General features: G+C 64.9%; 23 protein-coding genes and 1 pseudogene. 9 read left to right on the forward strand and 15 right to left on the reverse strand.

Annotation, left to right across the window (positions count from 1 at the left end):
* The first annotated feature begins 13 nt into the window (after positions 1-13).
* The 6 genes from ACZ1JS_RS18320 to ACZ1JS_RS18345 all read left to right on the forward strand — a co-directional run bounded on the left by ACZ1JS_RS18320 (position 14) and on the right by ACZ1JS_RS18345 (position 3827).
* Positions 14-343 (forward strand): hypothetical protein, encoded by a 330-nt coding sequence (locus tag ACZ1JS_RS18320; RefSeq protein WP_010409148.1) that lies wholly within the window; start codon positions 14-16, stop codon positions 341-343.
* 10 nt (positions 344-353) lie between these two features.
* Positions 354-1193: a CsgG/HfaB family protein gene (locus ACZ1JS_RS18325; protein ID WP_465168891.1), complete on the forward strand. Its 840-nt coding sequence runs from the start codon at positions 354-356 to the stop codon at positions 1191-1193.
* Positions 1190-2344 (forward strand): nuclease-related domain-containing protein, encoded by a 1155-nt coding sequence (locus ACZ1JS_RS18330; RefSeq protein WP_010409151.1) that lies wholly within the window; start codon positions 1190-1192, stop codon positions 2342-2344. Before ACZ1JS_RS18325 ends, ACZ1JS_RS18330 begins: the two co-directional genes overlap by 4 nt.
* Entirely contained in the window at positions 2341-2838 is a 498-nt protein-coding gene (locus tag ACZ1JS_RS18335) for a hypothetical protein (RefSeq protein ID WP_010409153.1), read from the forward strand. The genes ACZ1JS_RS18330 and ACZ1JS_RS18335 overlap by 4 nt, the downstream gene beginning before the upstream one ends.
* Positions 2835-3326, forward strand: a complete 492-nt coding sequence (locus ACZ1JS_RS18340; RefSeq protein ID WP_010409155.1) for a hypothetical protein — start codon at positions 2835-2837, stop codon at positions 3324-3326. Before ACZ1JS_RS18335 ends, ACZ1JS_RS18340 begins: the two co-directional genes overlap by 4 nt.
* A 96-nt stretch (positions 3327-3422) precedes the next feature.
* On the forward strand, positions 3423-3827 hold the full coding sequence (locus ACZ1JS_RS18345; protein ID WP_010409157.1) for a hypothetical protein: 405 nt from the start codon (positions 3423-3425) through the stop codon (positions 3825-3827).
* Here ACZ1JS_RS18345 and ACZ1JS_RS18350 read toward each other — a convergent pair.
* A complete protein-coding gene (locus ACZ1JS_RS18350; protein WP_010409159.1) occupies positions 3812-4243 on the reverse strand; it encodes a response regulator in 432 nt (143 codons plus the stop codon). The genes ACZ1JS_RS18345 and ACZ1JS_RS18350 overlap by 16 nt on opposite strands.
* Before the next feature lie 100 nt (positions 4244-4343).
* Here ACZ1JS_RS18350 and ACZ1JS_RS18355 point away from each other — a divergent pair, with 100 nt between their 5' ends.
* Positions 4344-4571, forward strand: coding sequence for a hypothetical protein (locus tag ACZ1JS_RS18355; protein WP_241527279.1), 228 nt, complete (start codon positions 4344-4346; stop codon positions 4569-4571).
* 170 nt (positions 4572-4741) lie between these two features.
* Here ACZ1JS_RS18355 and ACZ1JS_RS18360 read toward each other — a convergent pair whose 3' ends face one another.
* The 14 genes and pseudogenes from ACZ1JS_RS18360 to ACZ1JS_RS18425 form a co-directional block, all read right to left on the reverse strand.
* Positions 4742-4975: an arylsulfatase regulator gene (locus tag ACZ1JS_RS18360; protein WP_231372556.1), complete on the reverse strand. Its 234-nt coding sequence runs from the start codon at positions 4973-4975 to the stop codon at positions 4742-4744.
* A gap of 188 nt (positions 4976-5163) precedes the next feature.
* Positions 5164-6723, reverse strand: a complete 1560-nt coding sequence (gene tnpC, locus ACZ1JS_RS18365; protein ID WP_037447103.1) for an IS66 family transposase — start codon at positions 6721-6723, stop codon at positions 5164-5166.
* A gap of 55 nt (positions 6724-6778) precedes the next feature.
* A complete protein-coding gene (gene tnpB, locus ACZ1JS_RS18370; protein ID WP_119184635.1) occupies positions 6779-7072 on the reverse strand; it encodes an IS66 family insertion sequence element accessory protein TnpB in 294 nt (97 codons plus the stop codon).
* A gap of 50 nt (positions 7073-7122) precedes the next feature.
* Positions 7123-7479 (reverse strand): IS66-like element accessory protein TnpA, encoded by a 357-nt coding sequence (gene tnpA, locus ACZ1JS_RS18375; RefSeq protein ID WP_086011137.1) that lies wholly within the window; start codon positions 7477-7479, stop codon positions 7123-7125.
* Positions 7480-7958: 479 nt separating this feature from the next.
* Positions 7959-10016: a 3'-5' exonuclease gene (locus ACZ1JS_RS18380; protein WP_465168892.1), complete on the reverse strand. Its 2058-nt coding sequence runs from the start codon at positions 10014-10016 to the stop codon at positions 7959-7961.
* Complete coding sequence (locus tag ACZ1JS_RS18385) at positions 10013-10315, reverse strand: hypothetical protein (RefSeq protein ID WP_167956310.1); 303 nt, start codon at positions 10313-10315, stop codon at positions 10013-10015. The genes ACZ1JS_RS18380 and ACZ1JS_RS18385 overlap by 4 nt, the downstream gene beginning before the upstream one ends.
* A gap of 110 nt (positions 10316-10425) precedes the next feature.
* Positions 10426-10887, reverse strand: coding sequence for a hypothetical protein (locus tag ACZ1JS_RS18390; RefSeq protein WP_167956308.1), 462 nt, complete (start codon positions 10885-10887; stop codon positions 10426-10428).
* An 8-nt stretch (positions 10888-10895) separates the two neighbouring features.
* Complete coding sequence (locus tag ACZ1JS_RS18395; RefSeq protein WP_465168893.1) at positions 10896-12416, reverse strand: DNA methyltransferase; 1521 nt, start codon at positions 12414-12416, stop codon at positions 10896-10898.
* 286 nt (positions 12417-12702) lie between these two features.
* Positions 12703-14397: pseudogene (locus ACZ1JS_RS18400) on the reverse strand (DEAD/DEAH box helicase family protein); the annotation flags it as partial.
* A 106-nt stretch (positions 14398-14503) separates the two neighbouring features.
* The gene (locus tag ACZ1JS_RS18405; RefSeq protein WP_465168894.1) at positions 14504-15685 is read right to left on the reverse strand and encodes a hypothetical protein; all 1182 of its coding nucleotides are present in this window, start codon (positions 15683-15685) and stop codon (positions 14504-14506) included.
* 29 nt (positions 15686-15714) lie between these two features.
* Positions 15715-16569 carry a transposase family protein gene (locus tag ACZ1JS_RS18410; RefSeq protein ID WP_465168895.1) on the reverse strand — a complete coding sequence of 285 codons (855 nt, stop codon included), beginning with the start codon at positions 16567-16569 and terminating at the stop codon, positions 15715-15717.
* A 52-nt stretch (positions 16570-16621) separates the two neighbouring features.
* On the reverse strand, positions 16622-17821 hold the full coding sequence (locus ACZ1JS_RS18415; protein WP_093068508.1) for an IS256 family transposase: 1200 nt from the start codon (positions 17819-17821) through the stop codon (positions 16622-16624).
* A complete protein-coding gene (locus ACZ1JS_RS18420; protein ID WP_465168896.1) occupies positions 17775-18440 on the reverse strand; it encodes a helix-turn-helix domain-containing protein in 666 nt (221 codons plus the stop codon). Before ACZ1JS_RS18420 ends, ACZ1JS_RS18415 begins: the two co-directional genes overlap by 47 nt.
* A 231-nt stretch (positions 18441-18671) precedes the next feature.
* Complete coding sequence (locus ACZ1JS_RS18425) at positions 18672-19121, reverse strand: hypothetical protein (protein WP_007406364.1); 450 nt, start codon at positions 19119-19121, stop codon at positions 18672-18674.
* Between the two features lie 116 nt (positions 19122-19237).
* Here ACZ1JS_RS18425 and ACZ1JS_RS18430 point away from each other — a divergent pair, with 116 nt between their 5' ends.
* Together ACZ1JS_RS18430 and ACZ1JS_RS18435 are read left to right on the forward strand one after the other, a co-directional pair.
* The gene (locus ACZ1JS_RS18430) at positions 19238-19651 is read left to right on the forward strand and encodes a LexA family protein (protein ID WP_007406310.1); all 414 of its coding nucleotides are present in this window, start codon (positions 19238-19240) and stop codon (positions 19649-19651) included.
* 5 nt (positions 19652-19656) lie between these two features.
* Positions 19657-20916 carry a Y-family DNA polymerase gene (locus ACZ1JS_RS18435; protein WP_069321268.1) on the forward strand — a complete coding sequence of 420 codons (1260 nt, stop codon included), beginning with the start codon at positions 19657-19659 and terminating at the stop codon, positions 20914-20916.
* The last annotated feature ends 477 nt before the right edge of the window (positions 20917-21393 follow it).

Consider the following 21393-nt stretch of genomic DNA (forward strand, 5'->3'; position numbering starts at 1 on the left):
AGGAGTACACACGATGAAACTGAAGATGATCGCCGCGCTGGGGCTTGCCGCCCTCTCCGTGGCCTTGCCGTCGGCCGCCAGCGCGCAGTCGTCGGCGCCGGTCCTGCTCGCGATGGCGAGCTTCGCCGGAAGTCATGCCGGCACCGATGCCGCGCGCGAGGTCGAGGCGAAGAAGGCGCGCTATCGCGCGCACGCGCTTCACAACGGCAAATGCAAGGACTGCGCGGACTGTCCCGACTGCAAGGACTGTGACGAAGCCGCGAAGAAAGTTGCGGCGGACGAGGAGCGTGCCGGGATCTGCGATCCCGCAGCGCATGCGAAGAAGGCGGGCGCCGGTGCTTGATCGCACCCGCATGCTCGTCGCGACGGCCGCGCTCGCGGCCGTCACACCTTCAATGGCCCACGCCCAGAAGCTGGGGCAGGGCGGCACCGGCGTCGACGAGACGACCGCCGTGCCGCAATGCCAGGTGCCGCTCGGCGTTGCCGCGCTGGTTGAGGAGAAGGCCGCCAACCCGGCCGATGGCCTGTCGCCGCAACTGCAGGCGCTCATGCGCATGGCGGAGATGCAGAACGGCGGTTCGACCGCGCGCGTCGACGCGCTGCCACTGGTCAAGCTGATGATCGCGCGATCCAATTGCTTCCGCGTCGCCGATCGCGGCGAGGCGTTCAGCGCGCTCGAACGCGAACGCGCGATCAATGGCGGGACTGCCACAACCCGGCCTGTCACCAAGGCGGATTATCTGATCGAGGTGAAGGTGGTCTATTCCGACGCCAAGTCGCGTGAGAGCGGGGGCGGGGTCGGCGGTGTGTTCGGCGGGGCGGTCGGGCTCAAGTCGAAGACACTCGAAAGCCAGGTGCTGATGACGCTGGTCGACGTGAACACCGGCATCCAGGAAGCGGTCGCCAGCGGGTCGGCGCGCAAGAAGGATATCGGCGTCGTGGGCGGTGGGCTGTTGCTCGGCCTTGGCGTGGGTGCGCTCGGTGGAAGCTACGCCTCGACCGACATCGGCAAGATCACCACGCTGGCGACGCTCGATGCGTTCCGCAAGCTGATCGAGGATGCACGGCCACGGCTCGAGGCGAGGCTGGTGCCGGCCAAGCCGCCCGCAATGGTGCCTCCCGCCTCCGCGCCGCTACCGGCGCAGGCGGTTCAACCGCTGCCGCAGCCAAATCCGGGAACGCCGAAACGATGATCCGCAAGAAATCGACCCGCGCGGCCGAGATCGCATTTGCCGACGAAGTGATGGCGTCCGACGAGTTCGCGGCTCTCCCCGAGCGCGTGCGATCGACGGTGCGGAACCATCGCCAGGGGATGCGGGGCGAGCGCGAGACCGCCTATATGCTCGATCACCAATTCGGGCCTGACAACGACCGCAACCTGCTTATCCACGATCTGCGCCTGCCGGACGGGCAGGGCGGGTTCGCGCAGTTCGATCATATCCTGCTGTCGCGGGCGTCGCGCACCGCCTCGATCTTCGAATCCAAGAACTACTCTGGCCGGATCTCGAAGAACGAGCATGGCGAATGGATGGTCTGGTATCGCTCGCAACGTCAGCCGCAGAACATCCCCAATCCGGTCGAACAGGCCAAACGACAACGCAAGGTGCTGCAGGCGTGGCTGAAGCGAAAAGGGCATGACAGGGCGTTCGCGGAGGTCGGCGTATTCGTGTCCGTTCCGCCCACCGCGATGATCGACCGTTCCAAAATCGGCAGCGACGAGCCGATCTACAAATGCGACAACCTTTACAAAGCCTGGGTGCCGTTCGGCGGGTCATCGCCCCTGGGACGAATGTTTTCGACCGGCGTCACCGCCGCGCAGATGGTCGAGATCGCCGACCAGCTCATCGCCGACCATGTCCAGGAGGGCGATATCTATACCCGCCTCGGCATCGTTCCTGACAGCACGGACGCCGCCGATACGTCTCATACCGGCGACCCGTCTGGGCCGATCAACATGCCCATCGTCCAGGCCGCGTCTGTGCCGGAATTGCCGCCGTACGTCGAGGCAGAGCCTGTCACTGTTCATCCGGCGCAAAGTCCCTCCACATCGGTAGCGGTTGAATGCACCGTTTTGGAGGTATCGCCCCCTGCCAAGGCGGTTCCCGTCAAGGCGGGCGCACCTATCGAGGTATGCGCCGGGATCGTCGAGCGGACACTGCCAGATGGCCGCATCGCATTCCGGGCCGCGCGCGACGATGAGATCGGCAGGGAGGTTCTTTCCGCGTTGTGCAAGGGCAAGGCGATCTGGAACCCGAGATTCTCCAACTGGATCTGCGTGCCCGACGTCGCCGACGTGATCCGGGCTGCACTTCCCGATGCGATCAGGGTCGGCCACGTCGCATGAATATGATCAGCCTGCCCCGGCCCGAATGCCCGTATTGCCATGAGGCGATGCGCCGCTGGCCGCTGGGGCAGCACATGCTGGTCTGCGACACCTGCCGCCGTCCGATCGTGCGCTACCTCGCTGCGCCCTCGCGTCGGATCTTTCGGCTGCGCCCGCTCTACAGCGTCATCAACGCCATCGCGCTGTTCATTCTGGTCGCGACCTTTCTCGCCATCGTGATCGCCCGCGCCGACATCCGGCATATCATGCTGGCCGTCGCGATCCCCATCGCGATGTTCGGCGCGAGCGATATCGGCGATGGCTGGCTGTCCTGGCGTACCTCGCTCGATCGAGGGTGGAACCACCTTCGCAAGGGTCGCAAGGCGCGGCTGATCGGGCTGGCACGCGCAGCGTTCGGCATCGCCGGCTGTGCTGTCGCCATCTTCGGGCTGCTTGCCTACGGCGACATGACCACTCCACGAAAACCGCTTGCCCATCAGGCTGGTCGGCCATGATTCCCTTCTGCCTGATCCTGGGCGACAGCACCGCGGTCGGCACGGCGCAGGCATTGGCAGCACAGGGCATACGCTGCGAGGTTCATGCGCGCGTGGGTGCCGGTTCGGCCGAGATCGAGCGGCGGGTGAGGGGCGCTTCGGCCGCCACCGTCGCCCTCATCGCACTCGGGTCGAACGATGCCGCCAGTCCGGCGCTCCCAACCAACCTTCTTGCGCTCAGGCGGCGAACCACCGCCGTCAAGGTGGCCTGGCTTGCCCCCTACGACCTGCGCGCGTCATCCATTGTCACGTCGATCGCGGCACGTTTCGGCGACACCGTCATCCCGCTGCGGGCGCAACCGAGCCGGGATGGCATCCATCCGGTCAGCTATCGCCCCGTCGCCAAGTCGCTGCGGTGGGGGGCGGTCGCCCCCTTCAGAGCCGGCGTAGCGCCGGCGCCGATCGCGCGCGCGACCGTGCTGGTGATGAGCAGCCCACTCGGGTCGTGATCGCCATCTTCATGCCGCGAGCATCGGTCGCCGGAACCGAACGGCTCGACTCAATCCCGCTGGAACAAATCCGGCCCATATGACAGGCTAAACGTCATGGACCATCGCATCACCCACACCTGCGGCCATGAGCAAACCCATTTCATTGCCGGGTTCGCGTCGCAGCAGGAGCGCAAGGCCACCTGGCTGCGCACGACGGTCTGCGGCGCGTGCTACCGCAAGCAGCGCCAGGAAGAGAACGAGCGCGACGCCGCGGCCTCGCAACAAGCCGTTGCCCATCTGTCGCTGGCGCCGCTCAACGGCTCGGAACGACAGGTCAGCTGGGCAACGACCATTCGCGCAAAACGGATCGCCTTGCTGCGCAAGGATCAACCTCTCGATAGCGTCGAAACCGGCGCGGCGCTGCTCGGCATCGCGGACGCCAAATGGTGGATCGACAACCGCGACGCGACCGACGCGCAGTTGCTCGCCTCGGCAGGGGTGGCTCAGGCTCCCGGCTGAACCGGCGTCGTCACCGCATTCTTCAGCGGCGCGGGCTTCTTGCCGTCAGGCAGCGTCCTGCGGAGGTGCTCGTGGACGATCGCAGCCGAGAAGGGCTTCGGGATGAACGTCGCCTTCTCGGGCATGTCACCCGGATTGGGACGGATATTGCCGCTGGCGATCACGATCTCGATCCAGGGCCAGTGCTGTGCGACATGACGCGCCAGCGCAAAGCCGTTGATCGATCCCGGCATCTCGACATCGGAGAACAGCAGGATGGTGTTGTCGGCCTGCTCCTCCAGCAGCACGATCGCGGTATCGCCGTCCATCGCCTCATGACAGCGAAAGCCGGCGTCCTCCAGGATCAGCGTCATGTCCATCAGGATGATCGGGACGTCATCGACCGCGAGCGCGAAAGGTACGGTCGACGTGTTCATCACCTCTACAACCGCCTGTATCCATAATCGCTCCCGCGACCGGCACGATGCTGCCGCCAAATCGTTGATGGCCTGACGGAAATTCGAGGGAGAACATCGAATGCGTAGCCTGGTTGCTGTGTTCACGGTCGGGATATTCGCGATCGCGACCCCTGCCGGCGCGCAGGACATGCCCGGCGCAGTCGATCTGGGCGCGCAAGCGCGCACCCAGGTTCAGTCAGCGACTGCTCGTGGCTATGCCGAACGGGGCGGGGCGGCGACCGCGCGAGGTCCGAACGGGGTGCCACTGTCCGCTCGCGCGAAAAGCTATTGCGACAGCTATTTGTAGGCGCTTGCAATCGTAGCGGCGTCTGCTCGCAAACGGAGCGATTTTCTGCTCGGATTATCTGACAATGGGCGGAGCAGTCTGCTCACGCTAATTGCCAATGTGCTCGCCATCATCCGGCGCTGCTCGCAGTCATGGTCGCCTGCTCACATTATCTGCCAGCGGGAGTGGCGTCAGCGTGGCACCCGGATGGAGCCGTCCGCGATCCCTTCGGCGATATTTGAGAGCATGACGGCGTAGCGGTGCAGGCCGGGGAAGCGACCGGCGTTTCTCTCGATCTCTTCGCCGTATCCGGCATCGAGCAGCGCCTTGAAGTCCGGCATCACGTCGAACATGCCGCCGAGCAGATCGATATCGGAAGCACCGATCAGCAGCAGGGCATTCGCATGGGCGTCGAGGCGTTTCATCGTCTCCAGCATTTCGGTTTTGGTCATCGCACCCTTTCCGCTTGCGTGGTGTCATCGCCTATTATGCGCTGGCCCTGTTCGCGAAAACCTTCCTTTCTGACGACCTTGCCGGTGGGCCATGACCGCAACGCATTTCTGCGGACCGCTACTTGTCAGAACTGTTGTAAGCGTGGCGTGAGGACCGCAGTTTATGCGGCTTGGGCTGTTGGCTGATCTGTCTGGGGCACCCAGTTCCACGGCATCAGCTCGTCCCAGCGGGTGGCGGGCCAGTCGCCGGCGACCCTGGCGATGACATCGGCGATATAGGCCTGCGGGTCGACGCCGTTGGCCTTGCAGGTCTGGATGACGGTGTAGATGGCGGCGGCTCGCTCGCCGCCTGCGCGCGAACCCGCGAACAGCCAGTTGCGCCTTCCCACGGCGACGCCGCGCAGGGCCCGCTCCGCGATGTTGTTGTCGATCTCCAGACGCCCGTCACCCAGGAAGCGGCACAGCGCCGGCCAGCGTTTGGTGCCATAGGCGATGGCTTTGGCCATGTCGGACTTGGGCGACAGGCGGCGAAGGGCAGCGTCGAGCACCTCGCGCAAGGCGTCGACCAGCGACTGGCTTCGTTCCTGTCGCGCTCGACGGCGTACATCCGGCGGCTGACCACGCACCTCCGCCTCGACGGCATAGAGCGCGCCGATGCGCTCTAGGATATCGGTGGTCAGCGGCGTGGAGAGGCGCTCGTGCAGGTCGAACACCTTGCGCCGGAAGTGTGCCCAGCATGCCACCTCTGTGACGCCACCGCGGTACAGGGCGTCATAGCCCGCATAGGCATCGGCCTGGAGAAAGCCGCGAAAGCCGGCGAGATGCGCCTGCGGGTGCGCCGCGGTGCGGTCGGGCGTGAAGCGATACCATGTTGCGGGCGGTGTCGTGCTGCCGGACGCCTGGTCGTCGGCGGCGTACACCCACAGCCGCCCGGTCGCGGTCTTGCCACGGCCGGGTTCGAGCACCGGCACCGGCGTGTCGTCGGCGTGGATCTTGTCGGCCTTGAGCACCTCGTCACGGATACGGCTGACCACCGGGTCGAGCAGTGCTGCAGCTTGCCCGGCCCAGCCCGCGAGCGTCGAGCGGTCGATCTCGAGCCCCTGCGCGGCCATCATCTCGGCCTGGCGGTACAACGGCAGATGGTGGTCGAACTTGGAGACGACGACGTGCGCCAGCGTCGCGAAGGTCGCCTTGCCCCGCGCCACAGCGCTGACCGGCGCGGGTGCCTGGACGATCTTCTCGCAAGACCCGCAGCTGTATTTGGGGCGGACGTTGCGCACGACCCGCCAGCGCACCGGCACGATGTCGAGCATCTCGTGCGCGTCCACGCCCAGCCGGCGCAGCGCACCACCGCAGTCCGGGCAGGTGCAGATACCGGACGCCGGCTCGTGGACGACCTCCTCGCGCGGCAGATGCTCCGGCAGACTGCGGACCGGTGCCAGGCGCGGCGCTACTCCAGGCACCGCAGTCTCGACTTCCGAAACATCCCGCTCCGTTTCCAGCTCTTCCAGCGCCAGCTCGAGCTGTTCGATCTCGCGGCCCAACTTCTCGGAGGAGGCACCGAACTGCATCCGCCGCAGTCGAGCGATCTGCCCGCGCAACGTGTCGATGAGCAGATCGCGGGCGGCGAGCGCGGCATTCGCCCGGGCGAGCGATGCCTCCAGTGCGGCGATCCGCGCGGTGGCATCAGCAGGGGAAACAGGCGCTTCCAGCACCCGCATTTCATAACAGATCACGCATCGACGGGCGAGAAAAAGCGTCGCAAAACCGCCGTTTTCACCCCGCCAGCGTCGGCGTGAACGTCCGCTCTGGGCGACGCCAGTCGATGCCCTCCAGCAGCATCGACAATTGTGCCGGCGTCAGCGTCACCGTGCCCGTCGCGGTCACCGGCCAGACGAACCGACCCCGGTCGAGCCGCTTGGAGAACAGGCACAGGCCTTGCCCATCGAACCACAGCAGCTTGACCAGATGACCCCGCTTGCCCCGGAACGCGAACAACGCGCCCGAGTGCGGGTTCTGGGCCAGCACCTGCTGCACCAGTACCGCCAGGCCATCGAACCCTTTGCGCATGTCGGTGACGCCACACGCCAGGAACACCCGCGTCGGCAACGGCGTGGGGCTCAACGCAGCACCGACAACACTCGCGCCAGCGCGCCGGCGTCCACCGACCCGTCCACGCTCACTCGGACGCCACCCGGAAATTCGATGCAGATGAGGCCAGACGTGGATGTCGCCGGCTGCGGCGCAGGTGCGGCGACATCGGCCACGCGCACCTCGGCGAATGCCGGCAGCGCAGGCGCGACCCCGCCCAGCTTGCCCAGCCGCGCCTGCTTGCGCCACGTATAGATCAGGCTGCTCGACACCTCGCGCCGGGCGATGACATCACGGACCCGCACGCCCGGCCGGAACGCCTCGGCCAGGATCTCCAGCTTCTCCGCGTCCGACCAGCTCCGTCGGCCCGATACCCGGCCGACCACCTCCACACGACCAGTCGTACGAGCGCTCGTACGACCAGTCTCAGAACCGAAAACTTCCCGCACCGCCCGCGCCCTCGTCAAAGACGATAAGCATCCCGGCTACGGCCAAACGGGCAAGGCGGCCCTCAGGCCACGCTTACGAACTGTTCTAAAAACCCGCTTCGCAAAAGCACCTGCCGGCGACGGCTTTGGAGAACCCATTGGCAGGGAGCGTGAGCACAACGCCCCGTTTGCAAGCAGCGCCGGATGATGGCGAGCACACTGGCAGATAATTCGAGCAGGACGCTCCCTGCCATTGGCAGGTAACGTGAGCAGGAAATCAGGCTGTTTGCGAGCAGACGCCGCTATGATTGCAAGCGCCTACACGTAGGGAGCTGAACGCCGAGCAGGAACGTCTCGATGATAGTTTGTAGATAGGTTCATCGAGCGCTATCGGACGTGAGTTGGAGCTAGCATGAGTATATTGAAGTTGAGCTCGTTCAATGGCGAGCTCGAAGGTCGTCCAGATACTCCGAAGCGGGCGCAACGCCTGTAAGTATTAAGTGCTCCCGTGCTCGAGTGCAGGCGACGTAGAGCAGCCGGCGTTCGGTCTCGTAGATCTCGTCCAGCTCCGCCTCGTCGGCGGCGTCGGCGACGCGGTCGTCCAGCGGTAGAATGCCTTGGTCGCAGGCCATCACCACTACCGCGCGGAATTCCAGCCCCTTGGCCAAGTGCATGGGCGCGGTGGTGATCACGTCGGCGTCGGTGACGCACGCCAACGCCTCGCGCGCGCGCGCGACCAAGTCCGGCGTGCGAACAAAGATGCCGATCTCGGCGGGCGTTATGCCCTCTGCCAGCCAGCCGGAAACGGTCTTGGCAACCGTTGTCGCCTCTTCCTCCGCCGTGCTGACCGTAATCACTAGAGGCGCCGGTCCATCGAACACGGATACAATACCAAGCCGCTCGTCCTCGACGCCGTCGACGTCGCGCAGCACGGAGGGTAGCAGGTGGTCGGCTGCACGCCGGATCTGCTGCGACGTGCGGTAACAAACTTTCAGCACGTGGGAGCGGCCGCGCACGTCGACGCCCAGCTGCGCCCAGGAGAAGGGATGTTGAAAGATGCGCTGGCCCATGTCGCCGGCCAGAAACAGCGCGTCCGTGCCGGCGGGCGCCAGCGCCGCAAAGAAGCGCAGCTCGGCGGGGGCGAGGTCCTGCGCCTCATCGAGGATGACGTGGTCGAAGGGCTTGTGCGGCTTGCCTGCGAGCCGATCGGCGAGTTTGTTGAAGACCTGAGCCCAAGTCGTGAAGCGCTCGGCTGCCAGCGCTTCGCGCACGCTGACGAACACCGGCCACAGCCGCTCGCGCTGGTTGGGTCCAAGCCGGCTCTTGCGCCCCATCCGCTGGACTGTCGCATAGGCGTTGGCCGAGGTGATGCCCCAGGCGTCGATGACGTTGGTCCATTCGGACAGCAGGAACCGGTCCGAAAACCCCTTCAGCTGGACCGCCTTTGCCGAGTGCGCGAGCCGTTCGCGCAGGATAGTACTCGTTGCGATGCGTGGGCGAACGCCGTGTTCAAGCTGGTATAACTGCTCCGCGATACCTTGGAAGGAAGCGGTGGTGATCCTCGGCACCACGCCGCCCGTCTCGGGTGCGAGTACCAGCAGCTTCTTCGCCATCGCGCCGGCCAGCGGCTGCGAGAAGCTGGCGAGCAGTATGCGAGCATCCGGGTTCCCGCGGGCAAGTCGCACCGCGCGGTGAATCGCAACGATCGTCTTGCCAGTACCGGCGGAACCGGCGACCCGCGCCGGCCCGGCGAAAGTGCGGTCGGTCAGCTCGCGCTGGGAGGGGTGGAGGAAAACGCCCCACTTCTCCCAAGGAAACGCCAGCGCCTGCTCCAGCTCCTCCTGGTCGGCAATCGGACGTATACGCCGCAGTGCGTCAGGGTGGGCGAACGGATCGGCCGCAGGAGCCGTGACCGGTGCGGGCAGCCGACCTGTCGCTGCAAATTCCAGCAGCGCCTCGCTCGCCTCCACGGGAAGGTGCTCGGCGAGGACAAAGAAGCTATCCTCGGTCGCGGCACGCACGTCAGTGAGCCAGTCCGCAGGGAGACCCACCGACAGCAGCGCATCGTCGTCGAGCGCTGCGAACAGCTTCGGTTGCTGCACAGCTGGCATCGTCGCGGCGGGCATGACAAGCTCGAGCTGCGCAGGCGGAGCGACCTCCTCGACCCGCTCGCGAACCTCGACAATTTGGAGGGCGCCGGTGCGGGGATGCGCCTCGATGCGCCGGCGCTCGGCCCAGGCGTAGGCGTTATCGTGATGGTCGACATAGGCGACCAGTATCGACTCGCCAGTTTTATGGACAATCAGCCGGACGTCGCGGTTGACGCGGGCCGACCAGAAGTTTGGGTCCTTGCTCTTGTCGATGCGGTGCAGCTGCAGCCCGTTGCCGGTCCGATCCATCTGCAGGTCGAACACGCTGGCCTTCACCGCCTTCTGATCGATGGCCGACAGGCGGTTGAAGGCGGCCGTGAAAGTGTCGGCGATCAGGAAGTTCATGCCATGTCCTCGGAGACCTTGACCTCGGCTCGCCCGGCGGCCGAGCGTCTGGGCAGCTTCTGCGCCGCCTCAAGCTGTCGCTCCGCTTCTACCAGCTGCCGCGCCAAGTCCTTCAGTCGCGTGCGGGTCTTGATGATGTCCGCCATGACGGCATCGACGCGCTTCTTTGACCGGGTGACCTGTTCGGGTATGGTAAGACCGGCGTTGACGCTGCCAGTCTTCATCGGAGCCATGGAGGGCTTTGGCTTCTTTGGCCTCCCCGCGTTTGCCTTGCTCTTGCCCTTGCTGGCCGGCTGCATCGTCACCGATCCGCGGCCAGAGAACGCTCCCGCGCCCCAGCCGACCAGACTCGATCCCCCGTGGTATCCCCCTTTGCCCACCTACAAACCTCACATCATAAGAGTGTTCATCAAAATGGCGTTTCGATGATCAACGGGCCGAGCGGCACAAACGCCTTAGCTATTTTGCCCTTGTTGCCATGCTTGGTGAGCGACGAAAGCGGGACTGCGATCTCTAGCTTCTGCAGATCGCTCACGAGGTAGAAACTTTGCCATGCACCGTCGTGCTCGGTCGTCGGCGGCCGGTGCTGAGCCCACGCCTTCTTCGCTCGTCCAGCGATTGCACCGTCATACCCGGCGAAGCGGCCGCGGTAGGTTGCGGAAGCCGGCCCGGCCTTCGACGTCTCCGACGCATAGAAGAGAATGTCGGCCGGATGATCGGCGTCGACAGCTAGCCGGAACTTACTCAGGACCATGCCACTGTCAGTGCCGAACGCGACAAAGCCGGTCTCGGCGCAGCGCTTAAGCCCACTTTCAAGATGTTGCTGTGGCACGGGCGTCAGCAAAGCCACGTCTGCCGTCGGATCGACCATGTCTCTTCTTACACCCCTAGCACCTTCATCACTTCGTCGCCGAAGTGGTTGATGACCTTCACCGCCACCTTGCGGCCGCCGGTCGGGCGGTCGAAGGGGCGCGAGGTGTCCGAATACAGCGTGGCCCACGCATCCTCGTCGATCTCGGCCTGGAGGGCGGTCTTTAGGCTCTTGTAGGGGTCGTTGGCGCCCAAAAAGTAGGCGTGGCGGACGAAAAAGCTTTCTTCGTCATAGTCGGTGTCGATGAACCAGGCGGCGATGCCCTTGGTGTCGCTAGAGCGGATGTCGCCGGTGTTGGGATCGAACACGTCAACCCCGTTCACCTTCACGCGGATGCAGGGGCCGCCATCGTCCAGCACCTCGACGTCGGGCTCCCCGAAGACAACGAACATGTTGCCGCGGCCGGTGTTCTTCAGCTCGTCCGACATATGCATGTCGGGATTGATGCGCGCCTTTAGGATGGTGAGGCTGCCGAGCTTGTCGAGCTCGGACGAATGCGCATCAAAGTTGAAGGCGCAGGCGATCAGCAGGTCGAAGCGCGCGTCGACCGCCTCTCGCGCGGCCGCGACGAGATCCTGCCGGCCGACGGTACCATATTCAGGCCCGATCAGGATTGCGGCGCGGCGCTCGGGTCCGTTCTCACCCTCAATGAAAGTGGCGCTGGCGCCGATGAAGTCGCCAGGCCAAGGGGCAATACTTTCGAAGGTGATGCGGTCGCCTTTAGCCTGCTGCTTCACGCCCTCCGCCTTAAGATAGTCGATCACGATGGCGGCGAAGTCCTGACCTGCGAGGTCGGCGTCGGCAGCGGAACGCGCGCCGTCGGCGGCGTCAATGGTCTCGATCAGTTCGTCCTCGCTGGCGGGTAGGACGCGGTGCGGGGACAGGCTTTCGACCGTGAACGGCCCGGCTACGCGGACGCGGGCGGGATCAGTGTACGGCTTGTCGTAGAGGTATTCGACGTCGGCGCGCGCGGCTATGCTGGCGTCAATTTCGCGCTGGCGTGCGATGCGCGCTTCCCACCATTTCTCAAGCGGTTCGGCGGCAGCGGTCGGCGATGTGGCGGGCAGCTCGCGCGGTATCTGCCACTCCGCCCATGACTCGCCCGAAGTGACGTTGAGATTGACGCGCAGTGGTTCGAGCACCCCCTGCCACTTCTCCCAGATGTCGTCGATCAGCGGATTATTGGCGATCGACTTGAGCGTGATGTGCGGCACGCGCTCATAGACGAAGCCTTGGCGAATATCGTCGTGCACCGGCGTTTCCGGCGGCAGCGTATGGGTGAGCGCGGCTTCCTTGACCCGGCCCTCGCGGCTGTCGGCGAGCAGATACCAGGGATAGCGCGCCGCCATTAGCCGCGTGCGGGCGAGCGCCAGCGCGACCCGACTTGTGTCCATCGTGATCCAGCGCCGGCCCCATTGCTCGGCGACATAGGCGGTCGTGCCCGAGCCGCAGGTAGGATCAAGCACAAGATCACCGGGATCGGTGGCCATCAGGATGCAGCGCTGAATAACCTTCGCGGACGTCTGCACGATGTAAACCTTGGCGTCAGTGAAACTACCAGTCCCGGTATCTGTCCAAATATTGCTTCGGGGAACAACTGGGTAATCGTCAAAGAAGCGAACAAAGCCAATCGAGGATGCTCTGGCTTCGACACGGTTGGCGCGCACGAGCCGATCAAGACCTGTTCGTGGTGTCGCCCACTGGCGAACGCCTGACTTGAACACGCGATCTCGGAATTTGTAGTCGTAAAGGGTCGTCGATGCGTTGGTCTGAGATGTTAAAGGCTTGACTGCGTAGATGCGTCCTTCGCCGGTACCTAAACTGCTCGATCTCGGCCGAGGCAGCTTCCTTGAAGCTCTTGTCGAGTGCCTCGCCAGCCTCGAGCTGACGTGAGTCGATGAGCAAGGTGCGCGGGCGCGGCAGACGCCCGCCATGCTCATCGTAGTTGCGGAAAAGTTCGAGGTGGCCGGCGTGGAAGGCCGCTCGTTCGCCCGCCTCGGCATCGCCACGCTCAAAGCCTGCGATCCATTCGAACACCAGCTTGGAGATGGCGGTGTTCTGGCAGACGACGATGAAAACCGGCGGCACGCCGATACCGACCTTCTGCCAACGGTCGAACTCGCTGGCATAGTGACTGTAAAGCGAGTTCAAGGCCGTCAGCAGCAGCGGGTTGAGATCGAACGGGCTCAACTTGTTCGCGCTGGCGGTCGATTTAGGCATCGACTTGCCGATGTGCTTCCAGAGGTCGCGGTAAACGACCGTGTCGGTTTGGACGAGGTTGTCAGTAACGGGCACGCGCGGTAGCTTGACGATGCCGCTCTCGATCGCGTCTATCAGGCTGAAGTCCGACACCACCCAAGGGAAAAGCGTTCCCTCCTGATAGCCGGAGCCGCGCAGGAAAAAGGGGGTGGCGGAGAGGTCGTAGACCGCGCGCACGCCGCCGGTGCGCTTGCCCTTCCTAAGCTGACGGTCGAGCGCCTCGATCCCGTTGATCCAGAGCCGGGCGGCCTCCTCATTCTGCTCGGCTTCCTTCTTCTCGTCGCCGGTCAGCGTGCCCTCGGCATCACCACCAACCTTGTGGCGGTAGCAATGGTGCGCCTCGTCGTTGATGACGTTGACGCGCTCGAAGCGCAGCAGCTTGCCGCACGCCCGGTTCAGCATCTGCGCGTCGGTTTCTATTGTTCGGACCGGCTCGGGATCATTGCCCTGGAGGAAGCTGCGGGCCGCCTTCGGCATGGCCAGCGTCTCGCGGTGCTGGAAACTGTGATAGTTGGTAATGACGATCTCGGCCCGCCGGATCTCCGGCAGCATTTCGGGCGGCACGAGCTCGCGTGTGTCGTAGTAGTTGCCCGGTTCGCTCGGCTGGAGAACCCGAAGCCGGTCCTTGATCGTGATGCCGGGCGCGACGATCAGAAAAGCACGCGAAAAATCTTTGGTTTCTTTGCGGCCTGCGTTGATCGCCTGCCAAGCGATCAGCATCGCCATGACAGTCGTCTTGCCGCTACCCGTCGCCATCTTCATGGCAAGCCGGAACAGCGCCGGATTGGCCTCTTCGTTGTCCTTTGCGATCTGATCCAGCAGGCCCCGTGTCGCCGCCCTGCGGGGCGCCACCTCGGTCAGCCAGATCATCGTCTCGACCGCCTCGATCTGGCAGAAGAAGGGGCGGGGTCCGGCCCATTGCTCCTTCGGCCGCCGCCAATGCTCCAGCAGCCGCTGGCTCGCCGGGGTGACGCCCCAATCGGCCGGGTTGGGAACGCCACGCCACGCATCGACGTAGCCGCGAATTGCGTTAATCTTCGCGTTCTCGGTGTAGGTCTCTAAATCGAGTGACGCCTGTGTGGCGGAAGCCTGCTTCCGTGACGCGGGCACCGGCACGATGAACTTGGACGGGCGCCGTCCCTTGATCGGCTGCCCTTCAATCGGCTGCCCTGTGTCGTCGAGCCGATGGTAGAGGTACGGCGGCGCGTAGGGCGAGTTGAGAATCGGTCGTTCGTAGAAACTGTTAGCCACCAGCACTCCCCCAAGAAACCGTCATGATCGACCTGGCGACGCTTTGTCAAAGGTGCTCGCTTGCGCGGTGAGGTTTCCGCTCTGTCCTATGACAGCGTGCGAACGCTCAAATCGGCTGAAAACTGCGCGCGTCGAACTTCCGGCCCGTCATCAGGTCGCGGTTCGCGTTCGCCTGCCAGAAGCCGAAGGGGTCGTCGTCAGCGCCGAACTGCTGCAGGTGCATCACGCCTTCGACGTCGGCCTCGTCGTACGGTGCGGCCAGACCAGCGACCGTGGAAGGGTCGCCGAGCACCAGATAGGTGAAGCGACGCTCGTCGCCTGATGCTACTACGGCCTTCCCCTCCTCCAGCGACACGACGGCGCCCGGACGCAGTCCGACCCGGAAGATTTCCGGCCCCACTACCTCGTAGTAGGCTGGCCCCGCGACGGGCGGGTGGAGCAGGAGATGCGGGGGCGCCAGAGCGGCGGTGGGAACTTGCACGGCCAGCGACGCCGTGCGGCCGGTCGTGCTCTCTCGATAGACCTGGAGATCGAGCACCTCCTCGCGAGCCATATACGAGGTCGTCTGGAAGCCGATCGAACCGCCCGACGACATGGCAATGCGGCGCAGATCCTCCTCGCTGCGCACGGTGTCCAGGCTGGTGAGGTATGCATAGGCGACGTTGGCGAGTCTGCGGGTGCCCTGCAGGTTCCACTGAGACCCCCAGATTTCCCGACTCTTCTGGATGGCGCGAAAGGCCACGGGGTTCGTGACGTGGAACAGCTGGAGGTCGAAGTCGCCGTCCTGGCGTGGAAAGGCGCGACCGGTGGCGTGCTGCAGCAGCCGGCGAGGTGCAAGGATCCGGCACCGGTAGAGCTGCGCGCCGTCGGCGTAGCGGTGAACTAGTCCGTCCGAACGGATCGCGACCATCAGGCGCGCCGCCCGCGTGGTGCGCGGATCGCCGACGTCCACGTTGAACGTCGCACGATGTACGCCGGGCTCGATGTCGAAGGTCATGGTCGACGGTCCGAAGAAGCTGGGCTGGTAGAAACGCAGTCCGCCCAGCGCGACGAAGACCTGCTGCGGCAGTAGCAGGCTCCCGACCTTGCCATGCCCTAGATACACCTTGATCAGGCCGTCGTAGCTCACGGAGTCGCCGAGGCGCACATCGTCCGCGGTCCGGACCGGCAGACCGGCGAGCCGCGCATCAAAGGTAATCTTCATCGAGCCGATATAGGGTATAACGCCGCCCAGTTGCGACCACCCGCCTTTCCCGACGTCCGCAATTGAAAACGGATCGGAGATCATGAGCGGCAACGTGTGGCCGGCTTCGGACGCTAGCGGGCGTACTCGCCCAGGCCGCGCGCAACCAGCTCCTCATTGGAGAGGCGTGGACCACGCTTGAGCCGTTGATTACCGAGCGTGCGACGATCCAGCTTTGGGCCGGATGGGGCCGGGCAGGGCGCCTTGAACAGGCCAACAGGCTGTGCGGTGCGCGCCGGCTCGTTGTTGTTCCGTTTAGCGTGGTGCGGCTGAGCCTGCTGGATGGTGCGGGCAAGCGCCAGCGCCACGTCGAGGTGCTTGTTGTCGACCACCGCAGCCTGGTTCACCCGGCGCATCTTGTCGAACATGCGATAGGGTAGAGCCGTGCCCTCGTGCTGGATCTCGAGCCGACCGTCCGGGTACTCGCACACGTCGACCTTCTTGCGCGCGAGCGCCTGCGACGCAGGCGAGGGCTCCAGGATGAACATGGCCTTGTTGTAGTGCAAGGTGAGGGCGCCGGTGACGGTGCGCTGCTCGCGCCAGACCAGCTCAGCCTCCAGGTCTTCGTGGATGGCCAGCGGCCGGTGCAGGTCGCGCGGGTCGAACGGCGCCTTGGCGAACCGACGATTGTGCTGCGCCATGTAGGAGGGGAGGAAGGCGTTGGCTTGGTCGATGGTGGAGATGCGCTGTAGCCGCATCGCCTTGACGAGGCGGTCCTGCAGCGTCGCATTGACCCGCTCGACGCGTCCCTTCGCCTGCGGCGAGTTCGCGCAGATCAGCTCGATGTTGAGCCGGTCGAGCGCACGGCCAAGGTGGGTCATGCCATCACCCCTCGCCGTGGCCGTGTTGTTGCGGAAGGCGCTGTGCTTGTCCGTGTAGAAGGCCACCGGCTTGCCGTGCCGCTCGAGATAGGTCCGGGTGGCGCGCATGTAGGAGAAGGGGGACTGTCAGGAATTTTGTGCGGGAGGCCGGTTACCGTCATTAGATGACGAAGCGCTCACCGAAGATTACGGCGAACTGACTTTTGGCCTCACCCCATTCGCGCGGTGGGCGCTTCCATTCGTCCGCCGCGTGATTGAGCACGAGATATAACAGCTTCATCGCGGCATCGTCACCGGGGAAATGGCCGCGGGTACGGACGGCACGGCGAACCTTCGAATTCAGGGCCTCGATGGCGTTCGTAGTGTAGATGATCCGGCGGACGCCCTCGGGAAAGGCGAAGAACGGGATCACCTGGTCCCAGTGTCGCCGCCAGCTTATGGCGATGGCCGGGTGTTTCTGGCCCCAGGGGCCTGCCTCGAACGCCTCCAGCGCAGCCATGCCGGCCTCGGGCGTCTCGGCACGGTAGACGCCGCGCAACGCCTGGGCGATGAACTTGCGCTCCTTCCAGGACGCAAAGCTCATGCTGTTGCGGATCAGATGGACGATGCAGGTCTGGACGATGGCCTCGGGGAAGACAGCGTTGATCGCCTCCGGGAACCCCTTCAGGCCGTCGACGACGGCGATCAGGATGTCGGCGACGCCGCGGTTCCTGAGCTCGTTCATAACGCGCAGCCAGAATTTGGCCCCCTCGGTCTGCTCGATCCAGATGCCGAGCACCTCCTTGGTCCCGTCCGGCTGAATGCCCAGCGCGATGTAGACCGCCTTGTTGCGGACGAACCCTTCGTCGCGGATCTTCACCCGGATCGCGTCGAAAAACACCAGCGGATAGCAGGCGTCGAGCGGCCGACCCTGCCATTCGGCAACCGCCTCCAGCACCGCATCGGTGACGGTCGAGATCAGGTCCGGCGAGACGCCGATCCCGTACAGCTCCTCGAGGTGCCCGCGGATTTCGCGCACCGTCATCCCGCGCGCGTACATCGAGACGATCTTGTCGTCGAAGTCGGGGAAACGGCGCTGGTATTTGGCGATGAGCTTCGGGTCGAACGTCCCCGCCCGGTCGCGTGGCACGTCCAGCGTCACCTTCGACGTGCCCGTCAGCATCGTCTTCCTCGATGACCCGTTGCGCCGGTTGATGGTGCCTGCGGCGCCTTCGCTTTCCAGATGATCGTCGAGCTCAGCCGACAGCATCCGCTCCGACAACGCCTTCTTCAGCTCGTCGAGCAGACCGTCCTTTGCAAACAGCTCCTGCGGGTCACGACCAGCCAGAAGCTGGTCCAAAACGTCCTTGTCGATTGCCATATCGATGGTCCCTTCCATTCCATCCTATGGCCTCCCGCACAAAATTCCTGACAGTCCCGGAGAAGGTGCTCTCGCTCTCGACCATCTCGACGTGCATCAGCTCGCTGGTGGCATCGTCGATGAAGACTAGGAGCGTGCATTGCGGACCGCGGCCCTCGAACCACCAGTGCTTGGAGCCGTCGACCTGGATGAGCTCGCCGCGGCAGTCGCGCCGGTAGCGCGGCTGGTACGGGCGAGGGCGCTTGGCCGCACGGTCCCGCCACAGCCCGGCCTCCAGCATGATGCGCCGCAGGGTCTCGCACGACAGGCCGATGCCGTGGCGCTCGGCGAGGTACTCGCGCGCCAGCGTCGGCCCGAAGTCGGCGTAGTGCTCGCGCACTAGCGAAACCACCTCGGCGCGGAAAGCGTCGCTGTAGCGCCGGTTGCTAGGGCGTCCTCGCTTACGCGACACCAGGCCGCTGGCGCCGTCCTCCCGAAGTCGGCCCAGCAGCCGGTACACTTGCCGCCTCGCAAGGCCGAGCAGTTCCATCGCGTCCGCGACCCGGATCTCGCCACGGTCGAGCCGCATCAGCGTGTCGAAACGGGTGATCTCAGCAGCACTCATCGCCAGCACCGTCATACAATGCGCGTCCTCGTTGCCGAGAACGGCTATGACACCGGCGACCCGCCGATAGCACCGCAGAGTGCCATTTCTATCTAGCGGGCTGGTGCCATTTGTACTTAGCGCTTACACCTGTTTTGTTCGATAATATATCTTATGTTAAATCAATGGCTTAGCAGATTTCCGGCATCGTTCTTGCAGAGACTGACGTGGCTTTTTCGCAGCTAAGGCTTGCCAGTCAGTCGCGAGTTAGCCGCGCCGTCGTTCTCGCGCGCGAGCGTGTCGCGGATCTTCGTAAAGATCCTGCAGCGCGCGCAGCCGAAACGCATTCCACCAGCGTTGCCAGCGATGCTCCTCGGCATCGTGGAGCATGTGACATCGCTGGCATAGCGCGGCGAGATTGCGCGGCGCGCTATTGCCAGGATCATGATCCAGATGCGCGCAGGCCAGCACGACATAGGTGATCCGCACGACGTCGAGCGCGAAGAGGTCGCCGACCTTCACCCGTCGCCCCTCTCCCGATCGCCAGCATCGCGCTTCGCTATCCCACCAGCGCCCATCGCCCAGATGCGCGACGTGCCGAAGATGCGGTCGCCGGCAGCGTTCGCAGCGCCCTCCTGCCCGCACGAACCGGATCTGGTCCGACAGCAGCGGCCAGTCGATCGGGTACAGCCAGCGGTTTTCGGGGCGGATCGGCATCCATGACTCTATGAGTCATGCGAAATGAGAACAAAAGGAAAATCTCGTTCCCTTCATGTTCTTATCCAGCATATCATGCGCGCATGTCCGCGTGTGTGATTCCCCTGTCCCAACCGATGCCGATCGCCGATCTGCCGCCAGCGTTTCGCCTGAGGGTGGTGAGCGCGGCCGGCGCTGGCTTCCCCTCGCCTGCCCAGGACTGGGAGGAAACCGCGATCGATCTCGTGGCGCTGCTGCGCCTCGACCGCGCCGCCAGCTTCGTGTTCCGGGTCAGCGGACAGTCCATGATCGACGCTGGAATCTATGATGACGACGTGGTGGTGGTCGATCGCGACGCCACGCCGGTTAGCGGCCGCATCGTCATCGCCGTGGTCGACGGGGGCTTCGTGATCCGCCAGTTGGTCTGGCGCGACGGCAAGCCGGTCCTCGAGGCCCGCAACGCGCGGATGCGCTACGACGCGGTGATCGCGGATGAGAGTGTCGAAGTGTGGGGCGTCGTCCGCGCCTCCGTGCGCAACCTGCAGGGCTGACCGCCATGTGGGCGATCGCTGACGTCTCCAACTTCTATTGCTCGTCGGAGAGGGTATTCGACCCGTCGCTGCGCGATAAACCGCTCATCGTGCTGAGTAACGGGGACGGCTGCGCCATCGCGCGCTCCGAGGAGGCCAAGGCGCTGCACATCAAGATGGGTGCGCCGATGTTCAAGATTCGTGATATCGTCCGCGAGCATGGCATCCAATACCGCAGCAGTTCCTACGAATTGTATGCCGACATGAATCGTCGCTTCAATCAGGTCCTCGCCGAGCACAGTTGCACGGTCGAGGTGTACTCGATCGACGAATCGTTCTTTCGCCTGCCGGTGCTCCCGAACGGCCTGGGCGACGTGGCGGCCGCGCACCGCGTGATCGCGGCCGTCAAGCGTGCGACGGGCCTGCCGATCCGCATCGGGCTTGGCCCGACCCGGACGCTGAGCAAGGTTGCCAACGCCCTCGCCAAGGCGTCGGAGAAGGTCTGGAAGGGCGTGGTCGACCTGCACGACATCGAGCTGCGGCGGCGCCTGTTCGCGCAATGGCCGGTCGAGGAGGTCTGGGGCATCGCGCGAGCGATGACCGAGCGGCTGCGACCGCTCGGCGTCAGGACGACGGCCGATCTTGCCGCCCTCCCCCCGGAGGTCGCGCGCGACGTGGGGACGGTGATGCTGGAGCGGCTCGTGCGCGAGCTGAACGGCGTCGAATGCACCGATTTCGAGCCGGAGCCGCCCCCGTCCAAGGCGACCGCGGTGACCCGCTGCTTCGGTGAGCCGGTGCGCGAGGTCGCGGCGCTGCGCGAGGCGATGGTGCGCCGCGCGGTCCGCGCGGCCGAGAAGATCCGCGCGCAGGATCTCGCTGCCACCCGCCTGATCGCCTTTGCCCACGGAAGCCGGTTCAAGCCCAACGCGCCGTCCGCCTCGCGCATAGCGCGGCTGTCGCCGGCGACCAATGATCCGCGCGTGATCGGCGGTATGGCGGGCCGCATGGCGGATGTCATGTACGAAACTGGCGGCGTCTACACCAAGTGCGGCGTCATGCTCGAGGGGCTGGAGCCGATGACCGCGCACCAGGCCGACCTGTTCGCGGTGCCCGATCCGCGATCCCCTGCCCTGCTCGCCGCGATCGACGGGCTCAACGGGCGGTTCGGCCGCAACACGATGCGGCTTGCCTCCGAGGGCTTTGGCCAGAAGAGCTACGACACCAAGCGTGCTTTCAAGAGCCCGTCCTGGACCACGCGGATCGATCAGGTGCCGATCGCGCGGTGAGATCAATAGCGATAGCCTGCCTGCCGGCAGGCCGCTGCCAGCTTCATCACTCGCCCATCCTTCGCGCCGTACTGGCGCAACCGTGCGGAATAGCTGTAGGCGCTTGCAATCGTAGCGGCGTGTGCTCGCAAACAGCCTGATTTCCTGCTCACGCTTTCTGCCACTGGCGGGGAGCGTCCTGCTCGAATTATCTGCCAGTGTGCTCGCCATCATCCGGCGCTGCTTGCAAACGGGGCGTTGTGCTCACGCTCCGTGCCAATGGGCTCTCCAAACCCGTAGCCGGCAAGCGCTTTTGCGAAGCAGGTTTCCAGAACAGTTCTGACAAGCGGCGGGCCGCAGAAATGCGTTGTCGTCATGGCCCGCCCGCGAGGTCGTCAGAAAGGAAGGTTTTCGCGAACGGCGGGCGGCGCACTGAACGGGCGCAGATATACGTTTACGACCGAACCCGTCGAACCGCGCTGGCTACGATCGTCCCGT

This window comes from Sphingomonas sp. BL-S-05 (assembly GCF_055521695.1).